This is a genomic window from Kitasatospora sp. NPDC059327, assembly GCF_042752535.1.
Classification (GTDB): Bacteria; Actinomycetota; Actinomycetes; order Streptomycetales; family Streptomycetaceae; genus Kitasatospora.
This window is the reverse complement of the sequence record NZ_JBHYYB010000059.1, coordinates 35,058-57,538: the sequence shown is the minus strand read 5'-3', so window position 1 is coordinate 57,538 and position 22,481 is coordinate 35,058. Positions and strand designations below refer to the sequence as shown.

Below are 22,481 nucleotides of genomic sequence, written 5' to 3'. Positions count from 1 at the left end.
GGGCCGAGGCCCGTCACGACACCCGCGCCGGCGCTCCGCCGTGCGCCCCACCGCACCCACCCCGCCCGCCTCGGGCCTCCCCTCGGGCCTCCCCTCGGGCCGCCGGCGGGGGACCCGGCGGCACGGCAGCGCTACCGACCGGCGACCGCCCCGCCCCCGGACGACCCGGCCGCGGTCAGCCGGTAGCCCGTCACCAGGTCCGGCTGGATGGCCACGGTGTGGTCCGTCGCGGCGTCCACCCAGGGCGTCAACAACTCCCCGTAGCGGGCCAGTCGGACCGGGTCGGTGACCGGGCGGGCGTAGCCGGTGACGACCACGCTCCAGCCGAGCCTGGTCCACGGATCGATGGCGTCGGCCTCGTACGCGACCACGACGCCCGCCGCGTCCGCCCCGAGGGCGGCCGCGCCCAGCGCGGCCGCGTCGTGGGTGCGGATCACCACGGTGTCGTCGACGAGCAGGTGGTTGACCGGGCGGACGGCCGGCAGCGCCCGGACGGTGAACACGATCCGCCCGAACGGGACACCGCCCAACAGCCGCAGCGCTTCGGCCCGTTCGATCGGTACCAGCCGGCGCGGCGGGGCCACCCCCGCGGGCGGTCGGCACCGACCGGCGGCGGGCTGCCCGGCCAGCCGGCGCAGCGTGCGCAGCCGGTGGCGCACGGCCCGGTCGCTCACGAGGTGGCCGTGATCAGGCCGAGCAGACCGTCGAAGCGCCGGTAGAGCACCCGGCCGCGCCGCGTCCCGGGCTGGGCGAAGAACAGGAACGGCAGATCCGCGGCGCAGAGCCGGTCGACGGCCTGGAGCTCCGTCAGTTCCGGTGCGCCGAACGGGCTCAGGGTGAACGGGACGGCCGGCCGGGTGGGCGGGCCGGCGGCGGCGGTGCGCGCGAGCCGGTAGCCGGTGGGGCCGATCCGGTGGACGACGGCATCGGTCTCGGTGGCCGGGTCGGTGAACAGGTGGACGTCGAAGTCCATCGCGTCCATGGTCCGGGCCGCCGCGTCCGGCGAGCACCAGACCAGGTGGGCCTCCTTGCGCCGGGCGATGTGACGCGGCCCGGCCGAGGACGTCAACGGGAGGCCGGTGTGCGGGAGCCCGGTGCACGGGTGCGCGGCGACGGGAGCCGCCCCGGCGGGCAGCGGCGCCCGGACGGCGCGCGACGGCCCGCCCTGCGCCGGAATACCGGACAGCAGACCGCGCCCGCCCACCCGGCGCGGCCACGGCAGCGGCGTCCATCCGGTGGTGGCGGCCGCGATCCGGGCGCGCAGCCCGTCGGCCAGCAGGTCCAGGGCCGCCGCCCGGTCGGCGGCGGCCTCCTGGACGCGGATCCGCCGGCCGTCCACCTCGGCGTTGACCTGCGCCAGCACGCTCGCCGCGCCGATCGGCCGGATCCGCACCCGGACCGCCTCGACCAGGGCGTCCGCCCCGCCCACCACCGCCGCGATCCGGTCCCTGGCGTCGATCCCGACGCCCCGCGAAAGCCCCTCGCCCACCTGTATCGCGACCAACTCGCCCACCTCAGGCCTCTCCTGTCCAGTCACGCCGTTCGCCGTCCCGTCACGTCTTCCCACCGGTGCGCCTCGCACACCCGTGCGGCGCTCACGATCCCGCCGCCGGGCGGGACGGGGAAGGGCCGAACGACCCACCCGCGCCCGCCACCCGGCCCGCGCCCGCCCAGCACCACGAGCGCCCCCGGCACGCGCCCGCGCGCCCGTACCCGCGCCCCCGGCCCCACCCGCGCCCGACCACGCGGACGCCAAGCCCGGCCCCGGATCATGCGGGCGCGGTGCCACAAAGATGGGGGCCCGTCCCCCATGCCCCGGCGGCCACAGCAGGACAAGGATCGGCAGCGAGGGCGGCGGCTTCGACGGCGACGCGGTCCTCTCGCGGCATCGGAGGTGCGGTGGTGGCAGAGGTGGACGCCGTGCGCAGAGCGCACCCCGACGGGGGCGGCGCACCGGTTCAGGGCCCGGTCGCACCGGCGTCCGTCAAGGCCGCCACGACGCCGCACCCTCCGATGCCCGGCGACGCCCCGGTCCGGGCCCGCGCTCTCGCCCCGGCACCGGCCCCGGCCCCCACGTCCCGGCCTTCGCGGCACCCGCGGGCCCGGACGGACCGGCCCGTCTGGTGGGAGCGGGCGCTGACCCCCGGCCTGCCCCGCCCGGCCGGCCGCCCCGACTGGGCCGCCTTCACCGAGGCCGCCGTCGCCTCCGCACCCGTCCGGCCGATCGTGCCGCGCGCCGCCTACCCCGGGCTGACCGGGTTCGCCCTGGTCCTCGCGCCCTTCGCCGAACGCGCCCTGGTCCGGCTGCCGGCCGCGCTCGACCCCGCCGCCCACCGGTCCGGCCGGCCCGGCGTGCTGGACGTCCCCGCCCTGCGGGCCGGGTTCACGGCCCGCCTCGCCGAGCGCCTGGCCCGGATCGCCGCCCGCACCCTGGTACTGGAACTGCACACCGCGCGGGCCGCCGGGCGGCTCGCCGGCGGCACCCCGCAGGAACGGTTCCGCGCCTTCCTCGCGCTCACCGCCCGCCGCGACGGCCTCGCCGCGCTGCTGCGCGAGTACCCCGTGCTCGCCCGGCTGCTCGCGCGGACCTGTCTGGACGCCGTCGACGCGCACACCGAACTGCTCACCCGCTTCGCCGCCGACCGGCCGCAGCTGGTCGCCGGTCTGTGGCGCGGCACCGACCCCGGGCCCCTGGTGGCCGTCGAGTCGGAGGCCGGCGACCGCCACCGACGCGGCCGCGCCGTCGCGGTGCTGCACTTCGCGAGCGGCGCCGCCGTGGTGCACCGGCCCCGGCCGCCCGCCGCCCACCGGCACTTCAACACCCTGCTCGGCTGGCTCGACGCGCAACCCGGCGTGCCCCGGCTGCGCGCGCTCGGCCTGCTGGACCGGGGCGACTACGGCTGGACGGAGTTCGCCGAGGCCCGCCCCTGCCGCACCGGCTACGAGGTCGAGCGGTTCTACCGGCGCCAGGGCGCCCTGCTGGCCCTGCTGCACGCCCTGGACGGCACCGACCTGCACTACGAGAACCTCGTCGCCGCCGGGGAGCAGCCGGTACTGGTGGACGTCGAGACCCTGTTCCACCCGCCGGCCCGGCCCGCCCCGGCGCAGGACCCGGCGGCCCGGGCCCTGGAGGAGTCGGTCCACCGGGTCGGTCTGCTGCCGCAGTTGCTGCTCGGCGACGACGGCGCCGTGGACGTCTCCGGCATCGGCGGCGGCCGGCGGGCCGTCTCCCCGGTCGAGGGCGTGGACTGGGCGAACGCCGGCACCGACGAGATGCGGCTGGTGCGGCGCGCCCGCCCGCTCGCCGAGGCGCGCAACCGGCCCTGGCTGGACGGCGCGCCCGCCGACCCGGCCGAGCACACCGAGGCACTGGTGGCCGGATTCCGCGCCGGATACACCGCCATCGTCGCCGGTCGCGGCCAACTCCTCGGCCCCCGAGGCCTGTTGCGCTCCTTCGCCGAGGCCGAGGTCCGGGTGGTGCCACGCGCCACCCGGGTGTACGCACGGCTGCTGGACGAGTCGACCCACCCGGACGTCCTGCGCGACGCGGCCGCCCGGGGCGCGGTCCTGGAGCTGCTGCGCACCGACGCCGTCGCCGACCCGGGGCGCCCGGAGCTGGCCGACCACGAACTCGCCGACCTCCGCTCCGGTGACGTCCCGCTCTTCACCACCCGCCCGGGCAGCCGCGATCTGTGGACCTCGGCCGGCCGCCGGCTCCCCGGCGTGCTCGCCGAGACCGGTCTGGCCCGCGTCGAGGCGAAGCTGGCGGCCCTCGGCGAGGTCGACCGCAAGGACCAGGAGTGGATCGTCCGGGCCGCGATGGCGGGCACCGCCGGGACTCCCGCGCACCGCCCCGGCCGCCCGGCGCCGGACAACGTCTGGGCCACCGCCCCCGAGCCCGAGCAACTCCTGGCCGCCGCCCGGGGGGTGGGCGACCAGTTGGTCGCGGCCGCGTACCGGGGGCGGGCGCGCACCAACTGGCTCGGCCTGGAACTGCTCGCCGACCGCTACTGGCGGGTCCGGCCGCTCGGCGCCGACCTGGCCGGCGGGTACACCGGCACCGCGCTGTTCCTCGCCCAACTGGCCGCCCTGACCGGCTCCGACCGCTACGCCGAGGTCGCCCGCCGGGCACTGTCGCCCGTGCCCGGTCTGCTCGACAGCCTCGGCGCGCACCCCGACCGGCCGGCCGCCGTCGGCTCGGGCGCCTTCGCCGGTCTCGGCGGCATCGCCTACGCGCTCACCGAGATCGGCCGCACCCTGGACGACCCGCTGATCCGGCAGTGGACCGGCCCGGCGGTCGCGCTCACCGCGGCCGCCGCCGCCCGCGAGACGGACACCGGTGTGCACAGCGGCACCGCCGGCGGCCTGGCCGCGCTGCTCGCCGTCCACACCGCCACCGGCCGGCCCGAGGCCCTGTCGGCCGCGGCGGCCTGCGCCGACCGGCTCGCCGACGCGCCGACACCCGCCGGTACCGGCTTCGCCCACGGCTCGGCGGGCACCGGCTGGGCGCTGCTGCGGTACGCGGAGGCCGTCGGGGAGCCCGTCGACGGCCCGCACCACCGGGCGGGCCTGGCCGCCCTGCACGCCGCCACGGCCGCGCGGGCCCGGGAGTCCTCCTGGTGCCGGGGGCGGCCCGGCATCGCCCTCGCGGTGGCCGACAGCCCGCTCGCCCGGGAGGACCGGCGGCTCACCGACTGGGCCCAGCGCGCCGTCCGCAACACCGCGCGCGCCGCGGCGTCGGCCGACCAGAGCCTGTGTCACGGCGAGGCGGGCGTGCTGGAGCTGCTCGGCCGCGGCGGCCCGGCCGCGGGGCGGACGCCGTGGGTGCGCCGGGCGGGCGCGCTGCTGACCGGCGTCGACCAGGACGGCCCGCACTGCGGCACCCCCGGGGCGGTGCCGCACCCGGGCCTGCTCACCGGCCTGGCCGGGATCGGCCACGGGCTGCTCCGACTGGGGTTCCCCGAGCGGGTGCCGCCCGCCCTGCTGCTGCGCGCCCTCATCCCGGCCGACCGGCCGGCCCCCTGACCGCACGCCGTCCACCGTCCACGACGACCGCGGCGGCGCGGCGGGCGAGCGCCCCTCGCCCGTGCCCGACCACGCCATCACTCGCTCAATGACGAATGGGAGTACCGCACCCATGAACGACACCGACCCGGCACTGAGCCGGAAGCAGCCGGACACACGGCCCGACGAGGCGGTGGACCACCCCGCCGGGGAGATCCGGCTGCGGGCCGGCGGCGGGCTGGGCCTGCGTTCGCAGCTGCTGTCCGCCGGCGGCACGGCACCGGCCTTCGAGTTCCCCACCATGACCGTGCCGATCTGACCGCACCCGGCGCGACGGCCACCGTACGGGCGCCCGGCACCGACCGGGCGGACGGCGACCGCGGCGGCCCGCGCGTCACGGCCGTCCCGCGTGCCCCGGCCGTTCCGGCCGTGACCGGCACGTCCCGATCGTCGCGGCCCTCGCGACCGTCGGTCCGCCACCGGGGACCGGGCAGCCCCCCGGTGGCGGACCGGAGGGGCCTCTCGCCGATGTGGTCGTACGGCAACCATCCGGTGCCGGAGCCGTGTTCGCTTCGTGGCCGATTCACCACTCTACAGATCGGACAGGTCGTCAAGTAGCCTGCGGCCATGCGGACCACTTCGTCGATCACCGTCGGCCGGACTGCCGAGCTCGGCCTGCTCGGCAGCGCGCTCGCCGCCGCCCGGCAGCGGTCCGGACGGGCGGTCTTCCTGCTCGGCGAGGCCGGCATCGGCAAGTCCCGGCTGGCCGGCGAGTGCGCCTACCAGGCCTACGGGACGGGCCAGCCGGTGCTGCGCGGACGCGGCAGCTCCACCGGGACGGTCACCCCGTTCCGGCCGCTGATCGAGGCGCTCTCCTCCCGCTTCCGGGCCGCCGGCCCGCCCACCGACCGCGAACTCGACCCGTACCGCCCCGCCCTCGCCCGGCTCGTCCCCGAGTGGCGCGGGGCGGCGGCCCCGACGGCCGGTGTCTACCCCGAGACGGTCGTCGAGCTCGCCGAGGCGCTGCTGCGCCTGCTCGCCGTCCTCGGCCGGGACCAGGGCTGCGTGCTGCTCCTGGAGGACCTGCACGACACCGACGCGGAGACGGTCGCCGTCCTGGAGTACCTGGTCGACAACCTGGCCGGCCTGCCCGTCCTGCTCGTCGGCACCCTGCGGGCCGAACCCGGCCCGGCGCTGGACCTGGTACGGGCCGCCGAGCGCCGACGCGCCGCCACCGTCACCGAACTGCGCCCGCTGCCGGCCGCCGACGTCCGGGCGATGGCCGCCGCCGTCCTGGAGAGCGAGCCCGCCGACGTGCCGGCGCCCGTCCTGGAGACACTGGCCGAACGCGGCGACGGCTGCCCCTACCTGATCGAGGAACTGCTGGCGGACATGCTGGCCGGCGGCGCGCTGCACCGCTCCGGCGGCCGCTGGGAGGTGTCCGGCGGGCTCGGGACCGGCGTGCCCAGCACCATCGTCCGCAGCTGGGGCCGGCGGATCGACCAACTGGACCCGCCCGTGCGCGACCTCCTGGTCACCGCCGCCACCCTGGGCAGCCGGTTCTCGGTCACCACCGTCCAGCTGATCACCGGGTACGACGACCGGACGCTCTTCAGCCATCTGCGGTCGGCCTCCGAGGCCAACGTGATCGTGCCCGACGGCGCCGCCCCGGACCGCTACGCCTTCCGCCACACCCTCACCGCCGGTGCCGTCACCGCCGCCCTGGCACCGGCCGAGCGGGCGGCGGTGGCCCGCCGGGCGGCCCGGGCGATCCTCCGGGCCGATCCGGACCTCGCCGACGAGCGGCGCCAGTTGGTGGCCTCCCTGCTGCTGGCCGGTGGCGACCGGTCCGGCGCGGCCGTGCACTTCGCCGAAGCCGGACGGCGCGTCCTGGAGGCCGGCGCCGCCGGGTCGGCGGTGGTCCTGCTGGAGCGCGCGCACGAGCTCGCCGGGGACGCCGAACGGGCCGCCGTCACCGAACAGTTGCTGCCCGCCCTGGCCGAGGCCGGTCAGCTGGACCGGGCGTTCGAGCTGGTTCGCACGCTGCCCCCGGTCCGGCCGGAGCCGGCGGCCGCCCAGCACCCCGGCGGCCGCGGTCCGGCCGTCGACCGCCGGGTCGACCTGCACACCCGGCTCGCCTGGGCCGCCGTGATGGCCGAGCGCGCTCCCGAGGCCGCCGCCCAGGTCACCGCCGCCCGCACCCTCTCCGGCGCGCACCCGCGCCCCGGCCAGGACGCCGCGCTCGTCGTCGTCGAGGGCCACCTGGCGCTCCTGCCCGACCATGTGCCCGGCCCCGCCGCCGACCCCGGCCGGGCCCCCGGGGAGAGCCGCGCCGACGGGGGGCAGCCCGGCGAGGACCACCGCGACGAGCACCCGGGGCGGGCCCGCCTCGCCCGGACCGAGGTCCTCGCCCGCCGGGCCGCCGAGGTGGCCGAGCGCTCCGGACTGCCGGTGGTCGCCTGCCAGGCCTGGCAGTTGCTCGCCCTGCTGGCCCGCGAGCGCGGCTTCGACGACGCCGACGCCTGCCTGGAACGCATGCTCGCGGTGGCCGAGACCCACGCCCTGCCCGTCTGGCGCGTGGAGGCGCTGCTTCGGCTGGGTGCCAACGCCTTCATGCGCACCGGCGACGGCGCCCGCCTCGAACGTGCCCGGGAGGCCGCCGCCGGGCTCGGCGCGATCGTGCTCACCCAGACCCTGGACGGCCTGCTCGCCATGAACGCCGTACTGCGCGGCGAGTGGCGCACCGCCCGGGACATCGTCGACCGCTGCCTGGACGCCACCGCCCGGCTGAACAACGTGCCCGCCCACCGGTACCTGCTGCTCGGCTCCGCGACCCTCGCCGCCCACCGGGGCCGCGGCCGCGAGATGGAGCGCGCTCTCGTCAAGTTCCGCCAGGCCGGCGGCGAGGAGTCCTTCCTGATGCCCCTGCGGCACGGCCTCTGCCGGGCCGTCGGCGCCCTGCTCGCCGAGGACCGCGCGGAGGCCCGGGCCGAACTGGCCGCCGGCCTCGCCTGGGAGCGGGAGCACCCCAACGTCTTCTACCTGGCCGGCCGCCACGGGCTGCACCCGCTGCTGGAGGTGGCCGAGGGCACCTGGCAACGCCCCGAGCTCACCCGGGCGATGGCCGCGCCCGCCACCGAACTCGCCTGGAACCGCCAGTTCCTGGGCTTCGCCGAGGCGGTGCTGCTCGGCCGCGAGGGCCGTCCGGAGGACGCCGTCCGAGCGGTCGGCGAGGCCCGCGCGGCCGCGGCGCCGTTCCCGCTCGCCCACCACCTGGCGCTGCGGCTCACCGCCGAAGCCGCCCTCGGCGACGGCTGGGGCGATCCGGTGGGCTGGCTGCGCACCGCCGAGGAGTACTTCCACGAGGCCGGGATCCAGCCGGTCGCCGCCGCCTGCCGGGCCCTGCTGCGCCGGGCGGGCGCCAGTGTCGCCCAGCACCGCGGCGGCCGCGACGCCATCCCGGCCGGGCTGCGCGCGACCGGGGTGACGCTGCGCGAGTACGAGGTCTTCGCCCTGCTCACCGACCGCCCCGGCAATCAGCAGTTGGCCCGGGCCCTGTCCATCTCCCCCCGTACGGTGGAGAAGCACGTGGCGAACCTGCTGGCCAAGACCGGCCGCCCGGACCGCGCGGCGCTCTGCGACCTCGCCGCCGAGCTCTGCGCCGGGCCCGGCGACGGGGGCCCGGGCCCGTCCCCGCAACCGGTGGGCTGAGCGACGCCCGCCCCGGGCCGGCGCGCCACCCGCGCTCCCCGCCGGCCGTCCCCTCAGGGAGTCAGCCGGACGATCTCGCCGATCTCCAGGGCCGCGTACACCACGCCGTCCGGACCGACGGCGATGCCGTGCGGCTCGGCGGCCGGGACGGGCAGGTCGTACCCGGTGCGGCGGCCGTCGGCGGTGAGGGAGACGATCCGGTTGCCGGCCCACTCGGTGAACCAGAGCCGCCCGTCGGGGGCGGCCGCGACGGCGTGCGGGCGGGCGGCCCGGTCGGGCAGCGGGTACTCGGTCACCCGGCCGTCCACCGTGATCCGGCCGACCTGGCCGGCGCCGATGTCGACGAACCAGAGCGCGCCGTCACCGCCGGCGGTGATGCCCACGGGCGCGGCCCCCTCGGTCGGCAGCGGGTGGACGGCGATCTCCCCGTCGACGGTGATCCGACCGACGGCGCCGGCCTGGTTGAGGGTGAACCAGAGCGCGCCGTCCGACCCGGCCGTGATCATCGACGGAAAGGCGCCGGACACCGGGAGCGGATACTCCGTCACCCGGCCGTCCACGGTGATCCGGCCGATCCGGTCCGCGTTCAGCTCGGTGAACCAGAGCGCGCCGTCCGGTCCGGTGGCGATCCCGAACGGCCCGGCCCCCGCCGTCGGCAGTTCGAACGAGTGCTGCCGCCCCCCGGTGTCGATCCGCCCGATCCGGTGGTCCCGCGTCCGGGTGTACCAGAGGGCGCCGTCCGGACCGACCGTGATCACCGACGGACCGGACCCGGCCGCCCCCACCGCGAAGCGCCGCACCGACCCGTCCGCCGCCAGCCGCCCGACCTCCCCGGCGTGCACCAGCGTGAACCAGACCCCGCCGTCCGGCCCCACCGCGACGCCGTAGGGCCCGGCCCCGCCCTCCGACACCCGGAACCGCTCGATGCTCCCGCTCATCCCCGCTCCCCACTATCGCGACATCAGTCGCATTAATAGTGGCACACTCCCCCGCCGCCGGTCCGGGCGGCCGCTCCCCCGGCCCGGTCCGGCGTCGCACGCCCGGCAGGCCGGACCGGAGCTACTCCTGACCCGCCGTCGCCTCCCGCTCCCGGTCCGGTCCGCCCCCGTCGGCCGGCGCGGGTTCAGCCCCTCCCGGGCCCCGGCGGCCGGACCGGACGGGGTCGGCGGCGCCCCGCAGCACCGAGATCACCCCGACCCCGGCGGCGCAGATCGGGACGGCCAGCAGCGCGCCCAGGATGCCGGCGATACCCGCGCCCGCCACCACGGCGACCATGATGGTGGCCGGGTGCAACTCCACGGTGCGGCTCTGGATCACCGGCTGGAGGATGTTCCCCTCGACGGCCTGGACGGCGAGGACGATGCCGAGTGCCCAGAGCGCCGTCCCCAACCCCCCGTCGGCCAGGGCGACCAGGACGGCCACCGTCCCGGAGAGGAACGCCCCGACGAACGGGATGTAGGCGCCCATGAAGACCAGCGCGCCGAGCCCGGGCGCACCGGGGATGTCGAGCAGGAGCAGGCCGACGGTGATGAAGAAGGCGTCGATCAGGGCGATCAGGGTCGTGCCGCGCATGAACCCGGCCATCGCCTCGAACGCCCGGTCCGCGCAGGCGATGACTGTCTCGGCGCTGCCGGCCGGGAGGTGCGCGCGGAGGGCCTGCGGAGTGCGGTGGCCGTCACGCAGGAAGAAGAAGACCAGGGCCAGCGCCAGCACGGCGCCGGTGAGGATCTGGGTGGCCAGACCGAGGCCCGAGAGCACGCCGTTGGTCACCGTGGAGAGCAGCGAGCTGGTCTCGCCGGAGGCGTTGTCCAGCGCGTGGCGGATCTTCTCGCCGACCGGTCCGAGCCAGTCGGCGAGCCGGTCACCGGCCTCCTGGAGCGAGGTGGCGATCTGCGGGGCGCTGTGCACCAGGGAGTTGACCAGCAGGGCGATCACTCCGCCGACGGCGGTGACCAGCAGGGCGCAGGTCAGTCCGGCGGCCAGGCCGCGGCCCATCCCGCGGCGGACCATCCACGGCATCACGGGGTAGAGCAGCGAGGTGCCGAGCAGCGCCAGGATGACCGGGACGGTCGCCGCGCGGAGTTCGACCAGCGCGAAGACGACCAGCGAGGCGACGGTGATCAGGAGGATGACCGCGACCGACCAGGCGGCGGCCGCCCGGACCGGGGGCGGCAGCATCAGGTACGGCCTGCGGTGGTCCGACCGCCGCTCGTCGGGAGTCCTGCCGGACGGGAGCTCCCCGGACATGTCCACCTCCGCCCGCCTCGACCGGTCCCATCGCCCCATCTCAGCAGATGATCTGACCAATCGCCCGTTATGCCGTATCCGGCGCGCCCGGGCCGGCCGCCTCCGGCCCGGGCACCCGGTCGCGCGTCCCTACTCGTGGAACTCGAACGTCCATGCCTGCCGCTGATCGTTGACGTCCAGCGGGCGCAGCGCGAGGCGCGGCGGGAAGATCCTCAGCAGGCTGAGGTCCAACGCCAGCTCGACCCCGTCGATCGGGCCGCCCGGGACGACCACGTGGAAGCCGAACGGCTCGGCCGCCTGGCGGAGCGACCACTTCCGGGGCTCGGTGCTCCCCATGATCATCTCGTTGATGTTCGGCTCGTCGTCATAGGTCAGGAACGTCTCGTGCCGCAGATTGCGAATCTGGACGGTGCCGTCGTCGAGCCCCTCAAGCTGCCATTCCTGCTGCCCCGGCTCCCCGGTCGGCGACAGCAGCACCGCGAGGTCCTTCGGCTCCAGCAAGGTGATCAGCTGCTCGTACGGCCTGGTGATGGCGTAGACGCCGTTGGGTACGGGGGCCACGGTCGGCTCCGTTCTGCGACGCGGTGCCGCGCGGACACCGCTGACCATTGGGTGAGCCGATTCAAGCGGCGCCAACCCGACCGTGCACGGAGGAATCGCGGAGCCTCACCCCATCGGGACCGGCTCCCCGCACAACCGTTCCCGGGTCGAACTGCGGAACTACCCGGCCTCCTCGAAGCGGACCTCACCGCCACGGCCGGCAAAGGCGAGCACCCGCTCGGCCTCCGCCAGCGCCTCCCGCCGTTCCCCCCGGCCCAGCGCCGCGAACGGCCGGACCAGTACCGCGCTCCCGCCGCTCCGGTCCTCGGTCAGCTGCCAGCTCCCGGCGACCAGGCCGTCGACCAGCAGGGTGCCGAGCACGATGCCGTTCGGCGTCATCACCCGGGGCCGGTACTCCTCGGGCAGCACCCGGGTGCGGTCGGCGTGCGAGAGCAGCAGGTTGTCGAACGGGGCCAGCAGCCGCACCGGCGCGGGAACGGCCGGGTCGGGCCGGGGCGCGTCCGGCAGGTCGTACAGCAGCCGGTCGTGCTCGTCGCGGAAGGTCACCAGGTCCGGCGCGAGCCGCTTGAGCACGGCGGTGAGCCGGCTGAGGCCGCACCACTTCTGCAGATCGGCCACCGTCGCCGGGCCGAAGGCGGCGAGGTAGCGCAGGGCCAGGCCTTCGAGCGAGGGCTCCCCGTCCAGCGGGCGGCCCAGCCAGGACTCCGCGGTCGTGTGGGCCGCGGGCCCGCTGCGGCCCCAGAGACCGCGCGGCGGCACCTGGACGAGCGGCAACAGGCAGCGCGCGGCCTGGGCCAGCGCCGCCGGGTCGCGGCCGGGCCGGGTCACGGCGAGCAGTGCGCCGAGGTCCTGGAAGGTGCGGGGCCGCTCCTCCAGCAGGGCCCGGGCCTCCGCGCCCAGCGCGGCGAGGTCCACCCCGACCAGCCGCTTGCCGTAGGCGGCGCGCAGGCCCTGGTCGAACACGGGCTGCAGGAGCGGGCGCAGCGTCAGGCAGTCGTCCGCCGTGACCAGGTGGATGGTGCCGCGCTGGAGGGCGGTCCGGACCACCGCGCGCCGCTCGATCAGCTCGTCGAGCCCCTCGGGGGCGAAGCCTTCCAACCGGCTGAGCAGCCCGAGGTGGGGCGGCTGCGGCACGGCCTGCGCCTGGAGTCCGCCGAGGTGGTGGATCATCGCGGCCGGGGTCACGGTGCCGCGGGCGAGCAGGTGCTGACGGGCCAGCAGGGCCCGGCCGAGCGCGCGGGCCCCCAGCACCCGCGCCGCGGTCATCGACGCCCGTCCAGCACGGCGCGCAGCACGTCGATCCGGTTGCTGGTGATCGAGTCCACCCCGGCGGCGCGCAGTCGGCGCATGGTGCGGCGCAGGTCGGCGGTCCAGGTGGAGACGGCGAGGCCGGCGTCGTGGGCGGCGGCGGTGAACTCGGGGGTGACCAGGCCGAACGGCGGGTTGAGGAAGCGCGGGCGCAGGTCGTCCAGCAGGGCGCGGGCGGGCAGCCGCGGCTGCTTCCAGGTCAGCGCGACCTCCGCGTCCGGGGCGAGGGCGCGGACGGCGAGCATCGCGGTGGCGGGCCCGCAGAACGCGACGCGGTGCTCGGCGCCGAGACCGGCGACGACCGACCAGGTGGCGGCGACGGGGTGCGGGTCGTCCAGGTCGATCAGCAACCGGGCGGCGGGGGTGGCGGCCACGGCCTTGAGCGCCTCGGCGAGCGTGGGCACGGCGAGGGCTCCGTCGCGCAGCTCGTCGAGCTGGTCGAGGGTCACCCGGCGCAGCGGACGCGGGTCGGCCCAGAGGCGTTCGAGGGTCTCGTCGTGCAGCAGGACGGGCACTCCGTCGCGGGTGAGCCGGACGTCGACCTCCACCGCGTCGGCACCGGCGGCCAGGGCGGACTCGACCGAGGGCAGGGTGTTCTCGCGGTACCGGTACGGGTCGCCCCGGTGGGCGACGGCAAGGACCGGGCGACGGACGGCGTTCGGGCCGGTGGTGGCATTCATCGGAGCGCTCATCGGATCAGCCCCGCGAGCCACGGGGACAGTTGGAGGTGGGTGACGGCCTCCCGGTAGCCGGGCTCGCCGGGGACGCTGACGATCAGTGTGCAGGAGGGCGGGAAGGTCCGCTGCCGCACGTGGACGAGCCCGCTCCAGACGGCGTCGAGGAAGGCGGGCACGCTGTCGCGCGCCACGTCGAAGGCGATCCCCTCGACGGCGACCACCGCTTCGTCGTGGACGAAGAGACGGACGGTGATCTCCGGGCGGCCGCCGATCTCCAGGAAGGCCTCGTGGGGTATCGCGTCGAGTCCGTCGCCCGGGGCGTCGCCGGCGACCAGTCCGGCGAAGGTCCGGTCGCGGCCGATGTCGTGGTCGGCGCGCACCTCGCGGCCGTGCCGGGCGGCCATCGCCTCGACCGCGAACACGGCGCTCTGGGTGGACGGCAGCGGCGGGTGGGGCATCGGGTGGCGGTCCTCTCGTCGACGGTGTCTACAGGTCCGGGCCCGGTGGAACGGGTCCGGGCGGGGCGGCACGACTCCGGGCGGCACGACTCCGGGCAGCACGGCTTCGGCGGGGCGCGAGCGTGCCCGCGGGCCCGGGTCCGGGCCCGGTGCGCCCGGTCACCGCAGTTCGACCATCACATTGGTCGACTTGATGACCGCCGTCGCCGGAGCACCGGCCACCAGCTTGAGCTCCTCCGCCGACTCCCGGCTGATCAGCGAGACCACCCGGAACGGCCCGGCCTGGATCTCCACCTGCGCCGCGACATCGCCGAGCACCACGTCGGTGACGATCCCCGGGAACCGGTTGCGGGCCGAGGAGGGCCGCCCCTCGGCCTCGGCGTTCTCGGGGCGGGCGAGTTCCCGGGCGAAGGCGGCCAGTTGGGCACCGGGGATGATCCGGTGGCCGTGCTCGTCCCGCACCGCGGCGACCCGGCCGGCGTCCACCCAGCGCCGCATGGTGTCGGCGCTCACGCCGAGCATCGCCGCGGCCTCGCCGATCCGGTACGGGTTGACCGGTGCGTCGGACTGGCCCATGTGCGACTCCTGACGGTGGTTCGGTTCACGTTCGGTATCACGTCCGGTCTCCCGGAGGGTCCTCCCGGAGGAATCCCGGAAGGGTTCCCCGAAGGGTTTTCCGGAGGAGCTTCCCGGAGAGCGACGGCGGCGCTGGTCCGGCCGTCCCCGCCATCCTGCCGTACCGGCCGCCCGCCGGGCGAAGCGGAGCACCCCGGCGTCCACCGGGTGGTGGCGGCCGGCCTCAGGGCTCGCCGAAGAGGTCCCGGCGGACGGCGTCGCCGGCGGTGAGGACGGCACCGGCGAGCACCGCGCCGCCGCCCGCCGTTCCGGCCCGGACCTCGGTGCGAAGCGGGGAGAGCGCGGCGAGTCGGCGTTCGACCCGGACGGCGAGTTCGACCCCGCCGGCCCGGCCGAGCTCGCCCCCGAGCACGACGCAGCCCGGGTCGAGGACGACGCAGACGGCCGAGGCGCCGACCGCGATCCGCGCGGCCAGCTCGTCCAGGAACGGTCCGCCCGGTTCCCCGTCGCCGCACGCGCCGAGCGCGGCCCGGACGACGGCCTCGGCGGCCGCGGCGTCGTCGGCCGGGTCGGCGGGCAGCCCGTGGGCGCGGGCGAGGTCGCAGACGGCGGCGCTGCCGACCAGCCCGTGGAAACCGCCCTCGCAGCCGGTGGCGTCGGGCAGGCCGGTGGTGCCGGGGACGGGCAGGAAGCAGATCTCACCGGTGCCGCCGGACGCGCCGCGGCGCAGCTGCCCGTCGAGGATCACGGCGGCGCCGACACTGTGGCCGAGCCAGATCAGGACGAAGGTGTGCTGGCCCTGGGCCGCGCCGATCCGGTACTCGGCCCGGCCGGCCAGGTTGACCTCGTTCTCCAGGATCACGTCGGTGCCGGGCAGCGCCTCCAGGGCGGTGAGCAGTTCGGCGTGCCAGCCGGGCAGTGCGCCGGTGCTGTAGAGCCGGCCGGTGGCGGGGGCGACCAGCCCGGGGGCGCCGACGGCGACGGTGTGCAGCCGCTCCACCCCGGCCCGGGCCGCGGTCTCGCGCAGGGTGCGGACGATCCGTTCCGCCGTGCCGGCGTCGCCCCGGCCCTCGACGGCCAGCTCGGCGGTGGCCAGGGTGTGTCCGGCGAGGTCGGCGACGACCAGGTTGACCCCGCCCGAGCGGACGTCGATCGCGGCGAGGTGGGCGCGCGAGGCGACCAGGGCGTACAGCCGGGCGTTGGGACCGCGCCGCTGTTCGCCGCGTTCGCCGACCATCGCGACCAGGCCGCTCCGCTGCAGCCGTTCCAGCAGGTCGGCGACGGTGGGTCGGGAGAGTCCGGTGAGATCGCGGAGCTCGGTCGCGGTCAGTGGCCCCTGGTCGAGCAACAGGTTGAGCGCCAGCCGGTCGTTGATCGCCCGGGCGGTGCTCGGCGTGGCCGTACGCACGGTGGTCATGGGCTGCATCCTTCCAGAATGTTTCTATCAGGGTCCCTTCCTGATAATTTATCGGAGGACGCCACGCGGGCACGAACCCCGGCGAACGGGCATCCATCGACAGGAAGCACCCACAGGGCACCGTCGCGCCGCGGCGCGACCGGGAGGGAACACCGGATGACCGACCACCTGACCGCAGGACCACCCCACGACCCGCCGCCCGACGCCGCCCTGGAGCGGCCGCGCCGGGCCAGGGCGAGCATCGGCCTGGTGTTCGCCGTGCACGGCGCCGTCAGCGGCAGCTTCGTCACCCGCATCCCCTGGATCCAGGACCGACTGGACCTCTCCCCCGGCCAGCTCGGCCTGGCCCTGGTGATGCCCGCGATCGGCTCCTCGCTCGCGATGCCGCTCGCCGGCCGGTTCGTCCACCGCTACGGCGGGCGGGCCGCCGTACGCGGACTGCTCTCGCTCTGGTGCCTGGCGCTGACCCTGCCCGCCCTCGCCCCGTCGCTGCCGTTCCTCTGCCTGGCGCTGCTCGCCTTCGGCGCGACGGCGGGCATGGCGGACGTGGCGATGAACGCCCAGGGCGTGGAGATCGAGCAGCGCCTGGGCCGCTCGATCATGTCCGGACTGCACGGGATGTGGAGCGTGGGCGGGCTGCTGGCCTCCGCCTTCGGCATCCTCGCCGCCCACCAGGACCTGGACGCCCGGCTCCAGCTCGCCGTCACCGCCGTGGTCCTGCTGGGCCTGGCGCAGCTGGTCAGCCGCGGCCTGCCCGACCTGCGGGCGGCCGAGGGCGAGGAGGAGCCGCCGCGGTTCGCCCTGCCGCCGCGCAGCTCGCTCGTGATCGGACTGGTCGGCTTCTGCGCGGTGTTCGCCGAGGGCGCGTCGATGGACTGGAGCGGCGTCTACCTCAAGGACGTCACCGGCGCCTCGGCCACGATGGCGGCCGCCTCGTACACCGCGTTCGCGCTCACCATGGCGGTCAGCCGGCTGGCGGGCGACGCGGTGATCCGCCGGCTCGGCGCCGTCCGGGCGACCAGGATCAGCGGCGCGATCGCCACCACGGGCGGTGTGCTGGTAGTCCTCGCCGACAGCCCGGCCCTGGCCATTCCGGGGTTCGCGCTGATCGGCATCGGCATCGCCGTCGTCGTCCCGCTCGCCTTCGCGGCCGCCGGCCGGATCGGCACCAACCCGAGCCAGGCCATCGCAGGCGTCGCGACCGTCACCTACACCTCGGGCCTGGTGGCACCGGCCATCATCGGGGCCCTCGCCCAGGCCACCTCGCTGACCGTCTCCTTCGGGGTGGTCGCCGCGCTCACCTTCGCCCTGCTGCTGAGCGCGGGCGCCCTGCGCCGGGCCGAGCCGGACGCCGCCCACCCGCCCGGCGGCGACCACCCCACGCCCACCACCGGGCGGCCCACCGAAAAGGTGATCACACCGTCATCGAAATAGCCTTACCAAAGAAATTCCCCGGCGATATGATCCCCTCCTGGAATGGAATTCCCCGCTAATATCGCCGACTGCCGGGTGCACCGAGCGCCCGGCAGTTCCGCGACCAGTGGAGGAATTCCCCGTGTGCTACGACGCCGACTCCGCGCCACCGTCCTTCACTCCCGCCACCAGCGCCGTGGCCGAGTCCGCCGCCCTCACCCTCACCTCGGGCGACGGTACGGAGTTCGCCGCCTTCCTGGCCCGGCCCGCGCGGCCGACCGGTCCGGGCGTACTCGTCCTGCCGGACAACCGGGGCCTTTCCGATTTCTACCGCGCGACCGCCGTCCGGCTCGCCGAGCAGGGGCACCCCGCGCTCGCCGTCGACTATTACGGCCGGACCGCCGGCGCCGCGCCGCGGGAGCGCGGACCGGAATTCGGCGAACTCCCGAACCTGCTGCCGCACCTGCTCGCCCTCACGCCGGCCGGCCTCGACGCCGACCTCACCGCCGCCATCTCCCGGCTGCGCGCGACCGGGGTCACCGAGGTGACCGCCCTCGGGTTCTGCTTCGGCGGCCGTCAGGCGTTCCGCGCCGCCGCGCCCCGGTTCGGCCTGTCCGGCGTGGCCGGGTACTACGGCTACCCGGACGCCCTGAACGGCGCCCCCGGCCCCACTCAGCTCGCCCCCGGCCTGACCGCCCCCGTGCTCGCCTTCTGGGGCGGCGCCGACGAACACATCCCGGCCGCCGCGGTGACCGCCTTCGACGCGGCGCTGACCGCGGCCGGCTGTCCGCACGAGTTCCTGACGTTCTCCGGAGCCCCGCACAACTTTTTCGAACTGAGCGCTGTCGAACACTCCGACGCCGCCAGGACCTCCTGGCAGCGCCTGCTCGCCTTCCTCGCCGCCCCGGACCGGCTCAGGCCGGCCTGACCCCGGGGCGGGGACCACCGACCGGCTCCAGGGGGATCTCGTGAACGACCGCACATCCGTCCGGCACCGCTTCGGGCCGACCGCCGCCGTCCTCGCACTCGCCGCCGGGCTGGCACTCGCCACCCCGGCGGGCGAGGCCCGGGCCGCGACCTCCGCCCCGTTCGCGATCGGGAACCTCGCCACCTACAAGTGCCTGGAGGTCGCCGACTGGCGCACCGACAACGGCGCCCCGGTGCGCGAGTGGACCTGCACCGGCGGGGACAACCAGCAGTGGGTCTGGACCGACGCCGACGAACTCGTCAACGTGCACAGCGGCAAGTGCCTGGAGATCCCCGCCTACCGCACCGATCCGGGCGCCCCGGCCGGCCAGTGGGACTGCAACGGCGGACTCAACCAGGCCTGGAGCGACGCGGACCGCCTGCACAGCGGACTGCGCCACCTCGTCAACCGCCACAGCGGCCGCTACCTCGACGTGGCCGGCGCCAGCACCGCCGACGGCGCGCCGGTGATCCAGTGGGACCTCAACGGGGGGTACAACCAGGTCTGGTACTACTCGCCGTTCCCGCCCGGACCGCACCACTGACCTGCCGTCCACCCCGCTCGTCCACCCCCGCGCGACCACCGACACCGAGGGGACCTCCATGACCACGCACCGCAGCTCCGCGCTCGGACGCCTGGGCTCCGCCGCCGCGCTCGCCGTCACCGGCGTGCTCGCCGTGGCGGCGCCGGCCTCGGCGCAGGCCGCGACCACCGTCCCGTTCGAGATCCGCAACGCCCTCACCAACAAGTGCCTGGAGGTCGCCGACTGGCGCACCGACGACGGCGCCCCCGTCCGCCAGTGGAGCTGCACCGGCGGCGACAACCAGCAATGGGTCTGGACCGACACCGACCGACTCGTCAACGTGCACAGCGGCAAGTGCCTGGAGATCCCCGCCTACAGCACCACCTGGGGCACCCGGGCGGGCCAGTGGGACTGCAACGGCGGACTCAACCAGGCCTGGTCGGAGACCATCGTCCACCACAGCGGGATCCGTACCGTGGACAACCGCTCCAGCGGGCTGGTCCTGGACCTCGCCGGCTCCAGCGACGCCGACGGCACCCCGGTCATCCAGTGGGGGCGCAACAGCGGCCTGAACCAGGCCTGGCTCTACTCCCCCTGGCCGCCCGGCTCGCACAGCTGACCACTGTCCGCCGCACCACCCGGCTGGTGACCGGCGCCGACCGGGTGGTGCGGCGGACGCCCGGACCGGTCGGCGCCGGTCGTGGCCCCGGAACCCCGGGGTGAACCCGCCGCCCCGGCCGGCGAGCCACCCGGTTAGGCTCGGGCCGTGCCCGAACCCGCCTCGCCCGCCCTCTCCCCGACCGCGCCCCCGCCGGTCGGGCCCGCGCCGAGCGAACCCGCACCGACCGAACCCGCACCGGCCGCGCCGACCGAACCCGCCGTCGGCGCGCCGCAGGCACCGCTGCCCCGCTCGCCGTGGCCGCGGTTCGCCCTGCTGGTGCTGATCCTCGCCGCGGCGGCCGGCTCACTGCTGCTGTGGAGCCCGTCGGACCTGCTCTCCCACGGCCTCCCGGCCGGGGTGCCCGGGTACTGGCTGGCCCCCGCGTTCACCGCGGTCTACGCGGTGGGCACGCTCGCCTTCGTGCCCCGCCCGGCGCTCAACGCGGCGGCGGGGCTGCTGCTCGGCATCCAGCAGGGCATCCTGCTGGCCGTGCTCGGCACCACCCTGGGCGCGGCGGCGGCCTTCGTCCTCGGCCGGGCGCTCGGCCGCGAGGCGCTGCGCCCCTATCTGCGCGGGCGCCTGCTGACCGCGCTGGACCGGCGCTTCACCGAGCAGGGCTTCCGCAGCGTGCTGCTGCTGCGCCTGCTGCCCGGGCTGCCGTTCCAGGCCGGCAACTACGGCGCCGCCTTCTCCGGCGTGCGGTTCCTGCCGTTCCTGACCGCCACCGCGATCGGGGTGGTGCCGACCACGGCGATCTACGTCACGGCGGCGGCCAGCGCCGGGGAGCCGGGCTCCGCGGCGTTCCTGCTGTCGGCCGGCGCGATCGTCGCGCTGGTCGTCGCCAGTCTGGTCCCGCTCTGGCAGGCCGCCGCGCGCCGCCGCGCCCGGCGGGCCTGAGCGCCGCCCCCGGCTGCCGCGGGCCCGGGCCCGGCGCGCCGGCGGGAACCACGCCGGCCCGCCCACCGACTATTCGGTCGCCTCCGGCCCACCGGCTGCGCCAGGATGGCCGCCATGACGAACGACCTGACGCCTGCCGTGGACCGGCCCGAGCCCCCGTTGGCCGCGGACGAGGCGGTGATGCTCACCGCCTGGCTGGAGTTCCACCGCGCCACCCTCGCCCGCAAGTGCGAGGGGCTGACCGCCGACCAGCTGCGGCTGCGTTCCGTCCCGCCGTCCTCGCTCTCGCTGCTCGGTCTGGTCCGGCACCTGGCGGAGGTCGAGCGCTACTGGTTCCGGACCGTCCTGCTCGGCGAGGACACCGGGCCCGAGGGCCTCTACTGGACGGCGCGGCACCCGGACGGCGACTTCGACCTCCTGGACACCGCCGACGCCGAGGCGGACTTCGCCACCTGGCAGGCACAGATCACCGCCGCCCGGGCCGCCTGCGAGGGCCTGCCGCTCGACACGGTCGGCAAGCGCCCGCGCGAGGGCCGGGAGGTGACGCTCCGCTGGATCCTGGTCCACCTGATCGAGGAGTACGCCCGGCACAACGGCCACGCCGATCTGCTGCGGGAACGGGTCGACGGCGCCACCGGCGAGTGAAATCGTTCCCTCATCGTTGACAGAAGGTCAATTGGGCGGTGACCACGACCGATATGGTCTACGCGCGCAACCGTCCGCCGCCGCACTGCGTCGCAACTGTTGCCCGGGTTCGCCCGGGTTTCCGGCGCGGCACGACCCGGACGGGGGTCGCGAGCGGCACGGGACCGGTGATCAGTGCGATACTCGGACAGTTCCGACGAGTGGATGACGTGTCAAAAGGACACGCGCACCGGGGGACCTGTACGGAACGAGGCAGGGAGGCGCGGCATGGGAGCACTTCGCGACGAGCACCACAACGGGTGGCTGATGCCCTCCGGGAACTACCCGGCCGCGGTGTACGACGACGAGTGGATCGAGCAGGAGACGGTACCGTCCTCCCCCGCTCCCACGAAGATCGTCTCCCTGCGGCCGACGGGCTTCGAGGCCGCGCGAACGGTCGGCGAGCACATCCGGGCGAGCATCCCGGTCGTCATGGACCTCACCGAGATGGACGAGGCCGAGGCCAAGCGCATGGTCGACTTCGCCTCCGGGCTGATCTTCGGCACCTGCGGCGGGATCGAGCGGATCGCCCGCCGGGTGTTCCTGCTCACGCCGGCGGACGTCGAGGTGATGGTGATCGACCGACCGCTGGACGAGACCGGCTTCTACAACCAGAGCTGACCGGCCACCGCCCGGCAGCACACGACCCGCGACCGGGGACGGCAAGCGCCGTCCCCGGTCTTTGCGTACCCGCACCCCGGCCCATCCCGGCCCGCCGAGGACACCAGAGCCTCAACTGCGTCATCCGAATCAATATTGAGACATCCATGTCTCATTCAATGTACACTCGTCCCATGGCCACCGACCGCGACTCCGTCCTCGAAGCCGCCGTGGGCGTGCTCTCCCGCCGCCCGACCGCCCACCTGGACGAGATCGCCCGCGCCGCGGGCATCAGCCGCGCCACCCTGCACCGGCTCTTCCCGGGCCGCGAGGCGCTGATCCGCGAGGTCGGGATGCTCGGGCTGCGCACGTTCGGCACCGCCCTGGACGCGGCCGCCATCGAGGACGGCGACGCGCACGCCGCGCTGCGCCGTCTGGTCGACCTGGTCGTCCCGGACGCCGCGCTCTGCGCCTTCCTGGCCGGCGAGAACCAGCTCTACGACGACGAGGACATCAACGAGCTCTGGGAGTCGCAGATCGCCCGGCTGCAGGCGCTCTTCCTGCGCGGCCAGCAACAGGGCGTGTTCCGCGTCGAACTCTCCGCCGGCTGGCTCAGCGAAGCCTTCTTCGATCTGGTGGCCGGCGTCGGCTGGGCCCTCCAGGACGGCAAGCTCGCTCCCCGCGACGCCGCCTTCTCCCTCGCCGAGCTCTTCCTCGGCGGCGCGCTGCGACCGTCGCAGCCGCACTGAGCCCTCACCCACAGCACCTCGGACCACA

At 76.1% G+C, this 22,481-nt stretch carries 21 protein-coding genes; 11 read left to right on the top strand and 10 right to left on the bottom strand.

The features are described from left to right. Window positions 1-131: 131 nt before the first annotated feature. Together ACFXHB_RS29485 and ACFXHB_RS29480 are read right to left on the bottom strand one after the other, a co-directional pair. Complete coding sequence (locus ACFXHB_RS29485) at window positions 132-629, bottom strand: pyridoxamine 5'-phosphate oxidase family protein (protein ID WP_380577725.1); 498 nt, start codon at window positions 627-629, stop codon at window positions 132-134. 41 nt (window positions 630-670) lie between these two features. Continuing rightward, the gene (locus ACFXHB_RS29480; RefSeq protein ID WP_380577723.1) at window positions 671-1,513 is read right to left on the bottom strand and encodes a sigma 54 modulation/S30EA ribosomal C-terminal domain-containing protein; all 843 of its coding nucleotides are present in this window, start codon (window positions 1,511-1,513) and stop codon (window positions 671-673) included. Window positions 1,514-1,920: 407 nt separating this feature from the next. Between ACFXHB_RS29480 and lanM the strand changes: the two genes are divergently transcribed. The 3 genes from lanM (at window position 1,921) to ACFXHB_RS29465 (ending at window position 8,715) form a co-directional block, all read left to right on the top strand. Continuing rightward, window positions 1,921-5,025: a type 2 lanthipeptide synthetase LanM gene (gene lanM / locus ACFXHB_RS29475; RefSeq protein WP_380577722.1), complete on the top strand. Its 3,105-nt coding sequence runs from the start codon at window positions 1,921-1,923 to the stop codon at window positions 5,023-5,025. A 112-nt stretch (window positions 5,026-5,137) separates the two neighbouring features. Continuing rightward, entirely contained in the window at window positions 5,138-5,323 is a 186-nt protein-coding gene (locus ACFXHB_RS29470) for a hypothetical protein (RefSeq protein WP_380577721.1), read from the top strand. 308 nt (window positions 5,324-5,631) lie between these two features. Continuing rightward, window positions 5,632-8,715, top strand: a complete 3,084-nt coding sequence (locus ACFXHB_RS29465; protein ID WP_380577720.1) for an AAA family ATPase — start codon at window positions 5,632-5,634, stop codon at window positions 8,713-8,715. A 53-nt stretch (window positions 8,716-8,768) separates the two neighbouring features. On the opposite strand, the gene ACFXHB_RS29460 is transcribed toward ACFXHB_RS29465, so the two are convergent. The 8 genes from ACFXHB_RS29460 to ACFXHB_RS29425 all read right to left on the bottom strand — a co-directional run bounded on the left by ACFXHB_RS29460 (window position 8,769) and on the right by ACFXHB_RS29425 (window position 15,959). Then, window positions 8,769-9,653 carry a virginiamycin B lyase gene (locus tag ACFXHB_RS29460; RefSeq protein ID WP_380577719.1) on the bottom strand — a complete coding sequence of 295 codons (885 nt, stop codon included), beginning with the start codon at window positions 9,651-9,653 and terminating at the stop codon, window positions 8,769-8,771. A 121-nt stretch (window positions 9,654-9,774) separates the two neighbouring features. Then, window positions 9,775-10,962 carry an AI-2E family transporter gene (locus tag ACFXHB_RS29455; protein WP_380577718.1) on the bottom strand — a complete coding sequence of 396 codons (1,188 nt, stop codon included), beginning with the start codon at window positions 10,960-10,962 and terminating at the stop codon, window positions 9,775-9,777. A gap of 129 nt (window positions 10,963-11,091) precedes the next feature. Beyond that, window positions 11,092-11,523, bottom strand: a complete 432-nt coding sequence (locus ACFXHB_RS29450; RefSeq protein WP_380577717.1) for a hypothetical protein — start codon at window positions 11,521-11,523, stop codon at window positions 11,092-11,094. Between the two features lie 159 nt (window positions 11,524-11,682). After that, window positions 11,683-12,789, bottom strand: coding sequence for a winged helix DNA-binding domain-containing protein (locus tag ACFXHB_RS29445; protein ID WP_380577716.1), 1,107 nt, complete (start codon window positions 12,787-12,789; stop codon window positions 11,683-11,685). After that, on the bottom strand, window positions 12,786-13,511 hold the full coding sequence (locus ACFXHB_RS29440; RefSeq protein WP_380577715.1) for a glycerophosphodiester phosphodiesterase: 726 nt from the start codon (window positions 13,509-13,511) through the stop codon (window positions 12,786-12,788). The genes ACFXHB_RS29445 and ACFXHB_RS29440 overlap by 4 nt, the downstream gene beginning before the upstream one ends. Before the next feature lie 8 nt (window positions 13,512-13,519). After that, window positions 13,520-13,966 carry a hypothetical protein gene (locus ACFXHB_RS29435; protein WP_380577714.1) on the bottom strand — a complete coding sequence of 149 codons (447 nt, stop codon included), beginning with the start codon at window positions 13,964-13,966 and terminating at the stop codon, window positions 13,520-13,522. Between the two features lie 159 nt (window positions 13,967-14,125). Beyond that, complete coding sequence (locus ACFXHB_RS29430; protein ID WP_380577713.1) at window positions 14,126-14,542, bottom strand: molybdopterin-binding protein; 417 nt, start codon at window positions 14,540-14,542, stop codon at window positions 14,126-14,128. 223 nt (window positions 14,543-14,765) lie between these two features. After that, window positions 14,766-15,959, bottom strand: coding sequence for an ROK family transcriptional regulator (locus ACFXHB_RS29425; RefSeq protein ID WP_380577712.1), 1,194 nt, complete (start codon window positions 15,957-15,959; stop codon window positions 14,766-14,768). 156 nt (window positions 15,960-16,115) lie between these two features. On the opposite strand from ACFXHB_RS29425, the gene ACFXHB_RS29420 reads away from it, so the two are divergent. From ACFXHB_RS29420 to ACFXHB_RS29385, 8 genes are all read left to right on the top strand, one after another. Then, window positions 16,116-17,393 (top strand): MFS transporter, encoded by a 1,278-nt coding sequence (locus tag ACFXHB_RS29420; protein WP_380577711.1) that lies wholly within the window; start codon window positions 16,116-16,118, stop codon window positions 17,391-17,393. 121 nt (window positions 17,394-17,514) lie between these two features. Beyond that, on the top strand, window positions 17,515-18,300 hold the full coding sequence (locus tag ACFXHB_RS29415; protein WP_380577710.1) for a dienelactone hydrolase family protein: 786 nt from the start codon (window positions 17,515-17,517) through the stop codon (window positions 18,298-18,300). 40 nt (window positions 18,301-18,340) lie between these two features. Continuing rightward, on the top strand, window positions 18,341-18,883 hold the full coding sequence (locus ACFXHB_RS29410; RefSeq protein ID WP_380577709.1) for an RICIN domain-containing protein: 543 nt from the start codon (window positions 18,341-18,343) through the stop codon (window positions 18,881-18,883). A gap of 58 nt (window positions 18,884-18,941) precedes the next feature. Continuing rightward, window positions 18,942-19,481, top strand: a complete 540-nt coding sequence (locus tag ACFXHB_RS29405; RefSeq protein ID WP_380577708.1) for an RICIN domain-containing protein — start codon at window positions 18,942-18,944, stop codon at window positions 19,479-19,481. Window positions 19,482-19,628: 147 nt separating this feature from the next. After that, window positions 19,629-20,420: a TVP38/TMEM64 family protein gene (locus tag ACFXHB_RS29400; protein WP_380577707.1), complete on the top strand. Its 792-nt coding sequence runs from the start codon at window positions 19,629-19,631 to the stop codon at window positions 20,418-20,420. A 114-nt stretch (window positions 20,421-20,534) separates the two neighbouring features. Further along, window positions 20,535-21,065: a DinB family protein gene (locus ACFXHB_RS29395; RefSeq protein ID WP_380577705.1), complete on the top strand. Its 531-nt coding sequence runs from the start codon at window positions 20,535-20,537 to the stop codon at window positions 21,063-21,065. 267 nt (window positions 21,066-21,332) lie between these two features. Next, entirely contained in the window at window positions 21,333-21,725 is a 393-nt protein-coding gene (locus tag ACFXHB_RS29390; RefSeq protein ID WP_329486140.1) for a cell division protein SepF, read from the top strand. 173 nt (window positions 21,726-21,898) lie between these two features. Beyond that, complete coding sequence (locus tag ACFXHB_RS29385) at window positions 21,899-22,453, top strand: TetR/AcrR family transcriptional regulator (RefSeq protein WP_380577704.1); 555 nt, start codon at window positions 21,899-21,901, stop codon at window positions 22,451-22,453. Window positions 22,454-22,481 lie beyond the last annotated feature (28 nt).